Origin of the sequence: Mycolicibacterium palauense (assembly GCF_002592005.1) — a bacterium.
GTDB lineage: Bacteria > Actinomycetota > Actinomycetes > Mycobacteriales > Mycobacteriaceae > Mycobacterium > Mycobacterium palauense.
On sequence record NZ_NVQF01000075.1, the window covers coordinates 21,271 to 29,027 of the forward strand.

The 7,757-nt window shown below is 73.2% G+C and carries 9 protein-coding genes; 2 read left to right on the forward strand and 7 right to left on the reverse strand.

Annotated features, from left to right (window positions below; translation table 11 throughout):
- Positions 1–4 precede the first annotated feature (4 nt).
- Entirely contained in the window at positions 5–925 is a 921-nt protein-coding gene (locus tag CSR00_RS23230; protein WP_099024780.1) for an amidohydrolase family protein, read from the forward strand.
- Entirely contained in the window at positions 909–2,093 is a 1,185-nt protein-coding gene (locus tag CSR00_RS23235) for an alpha/beta hydrolase family protein (protein ID WP_099024781.1), read from the forward strand. The genes CSR00_RS23230 and CSR00_RS23235 overlap by 17 nt, the downstream gene beginning before the upstream one ends.
- Here the strand turns inward: CSR00_RS23235 and eccE are convergent.
- From eccE to CSR00_RS30805, 7 genes are all read right to left on the reverse strand, one after another.
- Positions 2,083–2,949 (reverse strand): type VII secretion protein EccE, encoded by an 867-nt coding sequence (gene eccE, locus CSR00_RS23240; protein ID WP_099024782.1) that lies wholly within the window; start codon positions 2,947–2,949, stop codon positions 2,083–2,085. The genes CSR00_RS23235 and eccE overlap by 11 nt on opposite strands.
- Positions 2,946–4,328, reverse strand: a complete 1,383-nt coding sequence (mycP, locus tag CSR00_RS23245) for a type VII secretion-associated serine protease mycosin (RefSeq protein WP_099024783.1) — start codon at positions 4,326–4,328, stop codon at positions 2,946–2,948. The genes eccE and mycP overlap by 4 nt, the downstream gene beginning before the upstream one ends.
- Positions 4,325–5,731, reverse strand: a complete 1,407-nt coding sequence (gene eccD, locus CSR00_RS23250; RefSeq protein ID WP_099024784.1) for a type VII secretion integral membrane protein EccD — start codon at positions 5,729–5,731, stop codon at positions 4,325–4,327. The genes mycP and eccD overlap by 4 nt, the downstream gene beginning before the upstream one ends.
- A 33-nt stretch (positions 5,732–5,764) precedes the next feature.
- Positions 5,765–6,613: an ESX secretion-associated protein EspG gene (locus CSR00_RS23255; RefSeq protein WP_099024785.1), complete on the reverse strand. Its 849-nt coding sequence runs from the start codon at positions 6,611–6,613 to the stop codon at positions 5,765–5,767.
- A 4-nt stretch (positions 6,614–6,617) separates the two neighbouring features.
- Complete coding sequence (locus CSR00_RS23260) at positions 6,618–6,905, reverse strand: WXG100 family type VII secretion target (protein ID WP_099024786.1); 288 nt, start codon at positions 6,903–6,905, stop codon at positions 6,618–6,620.
- Positions 6,905–7,198: a type VII secretion protein EsxS gene (locus CSR00_RS23265; RefSeq protein ID WP_099024787.1), complete on the reverse strand. Its 294-nt coding sequence runs from the start codon at positions 7,196–7,198 to the stop codon at positions 6,905–6,907. Before CSR00_RS23265 ends, CSR00_RS23260 begins: the two co-directional genes overlap by 1 nt.
- Positions 7,199–7,243: 45 nt before the next feature.
- On the reverse strand, positions 7,244–7,757 hold a 514-nt coding region (locus CSR00_RS30805), incomplete at its 5' end, for a PPW family C-terminal domain-containing PPE protein (protein ID WP_456093792.1).

Below are 7,757 nucleotides of genomic sequence, written 5' to 3' on the forward strand. Positions count from 1 at the left end.
GACAATGGACGCGACACAACAGGTCCGGCGGATCTGGCAGGAGCTGCAGCTACCCGGCATCATCGACGTGCACACCCACTTCATGCCCAAACGAGTCATGGACAAGGTGTGGCAGTACTTCGACTCCCAGGGGCCGCTGATCGGGCGCAACTGGCCCATCACCTACCGCACCGACGAGCAGGAGCGCGTGCACACACTGCGCCGCTTCGGGGTGCGGGCGTTCACGTCGCTGGTGTATCCGCACAAACCGCAGATGGCCGAGTGGCTCAACGCCTGGGCCGCCCAGTTCGCCGTCTACACCCCCGACTGCCTGCGCACCGCCACGTTCTTCCCCGAACCCGGGGCACCCGGCTACGTCGCCGACGCCATCGCCGGCGGCACCCGCGTCTTCAAGGCGCACCTGCAGGTCGGCGGCTACGACCCCAACGACCCCTTGCTCGACGAGGTGTGGGGCGCCCTCGAGGCCGCCGGGGTCCCGGTGATCATCCACTGCGGCTCCGGGCCGGTGCCGGGCACGCACACCGGACCGGACCCGGTGCGACGGCTGCTGCGCCGCTTCCCCCGCCTGACACTGATCATCGCCCACCTCGGCATGCCCGAGTACACCGAGTTCCTCGACCTGACCGAGGCGCATGAGAACGTCGCACTGGACACCACGATGGCGCTGACCGGGTTCATCGAGGAGGCGATGCCCTTCCCGGCCGCCCAACGGCCGCGGCTGCTCGACCTGGGTGAACGCATCCTGTTCGGCAGCGATTTCCCCAACATCCCCTACCGCTACGCCGAGGCCATGCGCGCGCTGACCGACGTCGAGGGGGCGAACGACGCCTGGCTGCGCAATGTCTTCTACGACAACGCCGCGCGATTGTTCGGTCTGGAGCACAGCCGGTCGGTTAGCATCGGCGACGGTGACCGCTCCGTATGATCCCCCGATCCCGGTACCCGACGTTCCCGGCGCCGACGCCGGGGCCCGTGGGCTGCCGAGCCGCTCCGAGCTGACCGCCGCGCAGCGGGCGATCGTCGACGCCTCGGTGGTCGCCGACATCGGACTGCGCACCGCGATCGCCTCGCTGGTCGGCGCGGCCATGCTGCCGCCGGTGCTGACCGGCATCTTCCGCGGCCGCGACCTGCACCGCGAACGCACCAACCTGGCCTTCTACGCCGACCTGGCCTCCGAACGCAACGCCGACCGGTCCTTTCCCGCGCCGACGGTCCCGCCGCGGGTGGCCACCCGCCCGGCCGACCCGCTGGCGACCTGGATCGCCAAGGGCTCGGTGGAGCACATCAGCTTCTCCAGCAGCTTCCGCCCGGTCAACCCCGGCATGCGCGGGCTGTGGCGGCGGCTGGAACGCAACAACACCGTGCACGCCCAGCACTGGCGCCACGACGACGGACCGCGGCCCACCCTGTGCGTCATCCACGGGTTCCTGGGCTCGGCCTACCTGTTCAACGGGCTGTTCTTCTCGCTGCCGTGGTTCTTCCGCAGCGGCTACGACATCCTGCTCTACACGCTGCCGTTCCACGGCCGCCGCGCCGAGAAGTACTCCCCGTTCAGCGGGTACGGGATCTTCGCCTACGGCATGGCCGGCTTCGCCGAGGCGATGGGCCAGGCCATCCACGACTTCCGTTCCGTGCTGGACTATCTGGAGCACACCGGGGTGCGCAGGATGGCGCTGACGGGGCTGTCGCTGGGCGGCTACACGTCCGCGCTGATCGCCTCGGCCGACCACCGCCTGCAGGCGGTCATCCCGAACGTGCCCGTGGTGCAGCCCGAGGCGCTGTTCGACGAGTGGTTCCCGGCCAACAAACTGGTCAAGGTGGGCCGGATGGCCGGCGGGATCAGCGCCGAGGAGTCCGCCGCCGCCTCGGCGTACCACTCACCGCTGAACTACACCCCACGGGTACCCAAGGACCGCCGGCTGATCATCACCGGCCTCGGCGACCGGCTGGCCCCGCCCGAGCAGGCGGTCGCGCTGTGGGAGCACTGGGACCGCTGTGCGCTGCACTGGTTCCCGGGCAACCACATCCTGCACGTCAGTCAGCCCGAATACCTACGGCGGATGACCCGGTTCCTGCGCCCGGTCATGTTCTGAGCCGGGCCGACGACCGCGGGTCCAGTACCGCCAGCGCCTCGGCCTGCCGGCCCCGCTGCACCACCAGCCCGGGCGCCGGCACCGCGGCCCCGGGCGCATCGGCCGAACGCACCGCGCAGGCCACCGCCACCCGCGGTGCGCGCGTCGGCCCGCTGAATTCGGTTGCGGTCCACACTTCTTCGGACGCCTCGGTCAACACCTCCGCGGGTCGGACCGCGCCGGCCGCACGGTAGGCGGTGACGAAACCGGAGGTCCCGTCTGCGACGGTCGACCAGCGCTGCCGGGCCTGCGGCCCCAGCAGATCCGGCACGTCCAGATCGGACGTGCTCACCGACCAGCCCTGTTCGCGCAGTTCGTCGGCGAGCCGGCGCAGCGCGATCTCGGTGGTCTCGCGCAGCGGGATTGCCGCCGAGCGTGCCCGCAACGCCGCCAGATTCTGCGCCGCCGAGACCGTCAGGCTCACCCAGGTGGTGCTGCGCTGCGGGGTGACCCTGCTGGTGATCCGCACTGTGTCACACCGGATTCCGTACCTGTCCAGATAAGCCACGACCGTGTCCTCGGGCAGTTCCGCGCCGTCGGTGTCCACCCGCAGCACCGCGGTGGCGCGGGCGTCGGTGCCGGTACCGTCGCCTCCCTGCGTCCGCGGTTCGCGGTGGCGCAGCAGGGCCAGTCGCCGGCGCACCAGGGTGCTCAGATGCATGCCCCGCCACCACGCCAGGGCCAGCACCGTCACCGCGGCCGCCACGCCCAGCGCCCACCGACCGGTGGTGGTGGGCCACGGGTAGGCCATGGCCGCGGGCACGATCACCAACAGCACCAGCGTGATCCGGCCCGGGCCGGGCCACACGACTCTCATTCGGAGGTTTCCTTTCGTCGGTGCGCCGCGAACGCCGCCGCGATGACGGCCAGCACCAGCACCGCGGTGCCCGTCACGGCGACGACCAGCGGGGTGCGATCGCGCGGGGGACTCGGATCCGGCGCGGCGATCCTCGCCGGATCACCGGGCCCGTCGGCCGGGGGCAGGCGCCAGGTCAGCGCGGCGACGGGATCCAGCGTGCCGGCACCCACCACGTTCGACGGCGCCTGGGCCCCGGAGTGCGCGGTCGCGGTCAGCCGCTCGATCACCTGCCGGGCCGTCAGCTCGGGAAACCGGCTGCGTACCAGGGCCGCAACGCCGGAGACGTAGGCGGCGGCGTAGCTGGTGCCGTCCAGCGAGATCAGCCTGCGCTGGCCGCCGACCTCGGCGGGCAACGCGTCGGCCAGCGCGCCGTCACCGGCGTTGCTCACCGACAGCACCCGCTCCCCGGGGGCGGCGATCCCCAGCCACGGCCCGGCCATGCTGAACGACGACGGCTGCCCCGTCGGGGTCAGCGACCCGACCGAGAGCACATAGGGCTGCCACCACGAGGGTGTCGACACCGAGGACACGCCCGCCCAGTTGCGCGGGTCCTCCCCCGGGGTGCCGAGCGGATTCGACTGGCAGGCAGCACCGCCGGCCAGGCCCGCCGGTCCGGTGTTGCCGGCGGCGGCCACCACGACGACGTCCTTGTCCTCGACGGCGTAGCGCAGCGCCGCGCCCAGCTCGGTCTGGTCGACGGTGTTGTCGGCGGGCAGGCACGTCACCGTCGAGATGTTGATGACGCGGGCGCCGAGGTCGGCGGCGCGGACGACGGCGCGCGCCAGCGCGGCCACCTCGACGGCGGCGCGCTGGTCGGCCCCGTTCTCGCCGGGGGTCCGCGGGGCGTACATCGCCGAGGTCTGCCGGAGCGAGATCAGTTGCGCGCCGGGTGCCACCCCGGAGAATCCGTCGTCGCCGGGCTGCCCGGCGATGATCCCCGCGATCGCCGTGCCGTGTCCGTCGCAGTCGACGAGCCCGCCGGTGTCGGCGACGTAGTCGCCGCCGGGCCGCACCTCGGGCAGCCGCGGCCCCGGGGTGACCCCGGTGTCGATGACCGCGACGATCTGCCCCTCACCGCGGGTGAACCGCCACGCCCCGGACAGGTCGAGCATCCGCTGATTCGCCGGCACCGCCGCGACGTCGGTGTCCGGCATCAGCGCGGTGGTCAGGCATTCCCCTCGCTGCGCCATCGGCACCGCCGGGCCGGTGCTGCCGGCCGGGGGCTGCGCGGCGGGGTCGAGCACCGGCGGGCTGATCGCCCAGGCCGCCGGCGCCGACGAGGCCACCAGGCCGATCGCCACGCCGGCCGCCAGACCCCGCGCCACCAGACGGATCATCGATTGAGGACCCAGGTGAAGATCCCGACCAGGTAGGCCATCACGGGGATCAGCGAGGCATCCACCCCGGTGGCCAGGAAGCCCACCACCCGGCGCATCGGCAGTGAGTAACTCTCCGGTTCGGCCAGGGTCGGGTTGGCCGCCACGACCACCCACACGACGGTCAGCGCCGCGAGCACCCCGAGCACCACCAGGGCGGCCACCGCGCGCTGCTGCACCCCGAACACCACCAGCAGGCTCAGACCGACCAGGTAGGGCTGGGCCAGCAGCCAGGCCTTGCACGCCGAGGTGTCCCACACCCGCGCCCGCAGCACCGCCGCCGCCGAGGTCGCCACCACCACGTACCAGCCCCAGCCGCCCGGGTTCCCGGCGCCCACAGCGAGCGCACCCAGCGTCGCCAGCACCACCGCACCGGCGATGAACCCGCTCTGGTGTGCCTCGCTGAGCCGCACCCGCCGCGGCAGGTCGGCCAGCACCCGCGCGTCGGGCGCCGACGGGGCGGGGTCGCCCGGCGCCGGGATCACCGGCAGCGGGAAACGCGCCCACATCGCCGAGAGCTGCGCGGCCTGCACCGTCACCAGCAGCGCCGCCACGATCAGCACACAGCCCAGCGTCACCAGCGGCAGGCTCCACACGGTGGCCAGCACGGCGGCCAGCAGCAGCCCGCCGCCCACCACCGCGGTGGCGGTGAAAACGCTCAACTCCCAGGGCCATTCGCCCCGGCCCAGCATCATCACGATCAGCGACCAGGCCGTCACCCCCGCCGCGGCCAACAGCAGCTGCGGGGCACCGAACCCACCGGGCACCGCCAGCCCGAACGCCGCGGCGATCGGCGCCAACGCCAGCACCGACAGTTCGGCGGCCGCGCGCGCGGAGCGGGCCCGCAGCAACAGCGCCGCCACCACCGTCAGCACCGCGACCGCGCTCACCGCGTACAGGCCGGCCGGGTCGCCGGTGCGCACCCGGTGCCAGACGGCCAATCCGGTGGCGGCGGCTAGCACCGTCACCACCGCGGCGCGCGCCCCGAGGCGCACCTGGCCGACACCCCACGGTCGCCGCCGTGCCTCGGAGAAGATCACCGCCGCGTCGGCGATGTCCTCCACGATGCCGGGGGCGGCCGGTCCGGCCGGAACGGGTTGCAGGGCCAGCAGATCGCCGTCGACCACGCCGACGGTGTCCAGGCTGGCGTCCAGGCTGAACGGCGCGCCGCCGACCGGGGCCAGGCTGAGCCGGTGCGGTGCCCGCTCGTCGTCGGCGTCCTGGCTGCGGGCCAGCCGGCGTACCGCCGGCAGGATCTCGCGCAGCGGCAGTTCGGCGGGCAGGGCCATCTCGGTCATCCGGCCCTCGGCGACGACCGCGACACGCACGATCGGCAGGACCGGGGTGCCCAGTGTCTCAGTCATGGTTCTCAGTCATGGGTTGTGTGTGCTTCTCTCTCAGATGTGTTGTCGGGCCGGGCTGGCGAACCATTGCCCGCCCGGCAGGGTTGCGGTGAGGTTCGTCAGGGCCAGCGCGACCGCGAACGGGGTCCCGGGCTCGAACGTCGACACCCACTGGCCGTCGAAGGCCCGCGACGGGCTGACCAGTACCCGGCCGGCGTCGGTGTCGACGACCGCGACGCCGACCTCGCTGGTGTGCCGGCGTCCGTCGCGGCGCCCGCCGGCGACGATCTCGACGTAGGAGCGCCGCCCCCCGAACACCGAACGCACCACGGACCGTGCCGATTCGGGCACCCCGAGGTAGTCGAGCACCCCGTCGAGGTCGGCGCCGGCGCGCAGCCGCTCGTCGGCGCGGGCGCCCGCCCGCGCCGGCAGGGCGAACCCGTCGAACCGGGCGGGTACAGCCCCACGCAGGCCGGCCGTAACGATCGGCACCAGATCGTGCGGTTCGGCGACGTCCATGGCGGTCAGGGTGATCAGCTGCGCGTTGCGCAGTGCCACCACGGTGGTGTCGCCGCGCCGGGCGACCACCCCGCGCAGCAGCTCGGGGCCCGCCGGACCGCCGTTGACGAACCGCAGTTCCAGCCAGCGGTCGGGGAAGCAGACCACCCGGATCCACTCGGCCACCGCGGGATCGACCCGGTCGCGCTCGCCGTCGAGCAGGCCGAGCCCGGTGAGCACCTCGCTCTGCCGGGCGTCGTGGGCACGGCGCTGGGCGTCGTCGCGGTAGGGCGCGGTGATGGCCAGCACCCAGGGAAAGGTGCCGGCCCCCAACCGGTCCGCCAGGTGATAGGCCGCGTCGACGGTCAGCTCGACAGCGTTCGGGCCGGCGTTCGGTGCGGGCACCGGCTCAGCCCCACTTGGCGCCCTGGGCCGCGTCACGGGCCTGCATCGACAGGGTGTTGGACTCGTGGGTCATCGAGATCGCCCGGTAGGCGCGCACCAGGTCCTCCATGGCGGTGTTCCACTGGGCCTGCCAGGCCTGGTAGGTCATGCCGGTGTCGCCCTGCCAGGCGTTCTGCAGGGCCGACTGCTCGGTGGCGATGTCCGCGCCGACGGCCTGCAGGGTGCCCGCGTGGCCGGCCATATCCGAGGCGTGCCCGAGCATCGCCGGGTAGTTGTACATGATCTGGGACATCAGAAACCTCCGTAGGTGGACGCGGCGGCGGAATCCTCGGCCACGTAGGTGGCGCCGGCCTCGCCGAGGTTGGCCTGGGCGATGTCCAGCAGCGAGTTCACCTTGGCGGCGGCCTCCACGAACCGGGCGTGCGCGGCCTGGAACGCGGCCGAGCTTTCGCCCATGTGGAAGGCCTGCGCGCCCAGGGCGGCCTGCTCGGCCGAGGCGATGGTGCTGCGCATCAACGCGGCCTTGGCGCCGAACGCCGACTCCGAGGCGACGATCTGCGGAATGTGTGCGTCGAGAAGACTCATCGGTGATCCTCCAATCACTGGGTGGGAGAGCGGTTGTCGAGCGGACTAGCGGGAATTCTCAGGTGGGTCCTCCTCCCAGGTCCGCGGCAGCATCGGGCTTCTGGGACCGTCGCCGAACCCGTCGCCGGGCAGGGTGGTCAGGCCGGCCGCGTCGGCGGTGGACGTCGACGTGGACGTCGATGAGGTCTTCGACGTGGTCTTCGGGGTGGTGCCGGTGAATCCCCCGGAGCGGCCCAGCGGCCCCGCCCCGGACGACGACGCCTGCGTGGTCGGGGGCTCGTCCTGCGGCGGGGGTTCGGGATCGTCGTCGAGGGTCATGTACTCGTCGCGGTAGCCGCGGTCGGTGGCCGCGGCACCGCGGCGGCGCCGCGCCTTGCGTTTCTCCCGGGTCCGGGCCAGCGCAGCCGCCGATGCGGCCGCGGCGATGTCGGCGGCCGGGGCGGGCACACCGGAGCGGTCGGTCAGCGTGGGCCCCACCCCCTCGTCGGGCGGGTCGACGCGCACCGCGTAGCCGAAGGCCTCGGTTCCGGCGGCCGGCGGCGGGGGCGACGCCGGGGCC

Bases quoted from the DNA above. Each gene is read 5' to 3' on its own strand.
- CSR00_RS23230 (WP_099024780.1), top strand. From the start codon at position 5: ATGGACGCGACACAACAGGTCCGGCGGATCTGGCAGGAGCTGCAGCTA.
- eccE (WP_099024782.1), bottom strand. From the start codon at position 2,949: ATGAGAGTCGTGTGGCCCGGCCCGGGCCGGATCACGCTGGTGCTGTTG.
- mycP (WP_099024783.1), bottom strand. From the start codon at position 4,328: ATGATCCGTCTGGTGGCGCGGGGTCTGGCGGCCGGCGTGGCGATCGGC.
- eccD (WP_099024784.1), bottom strand. From the start codon at position 5,731: ATGACTGAGACACTGGGCACCCCGGTCCTGCCGATCGTGCGTGTCGCG.
- CSR00_RS23260 (WP_099024786.1), bottom strand. From the start codon at position 6,905: ATGTCCCAGATCATGTACAACTACCCGGCGATGCTCGGGCACGCCTCG.
- CSR00_RS23265 (WP_099024787.1), bottom strand. From the start codon at position 7,198: ATGAGTCTTCTCGACGCACACATTCCGCAGATCGTCGCCTCGGAGTCG.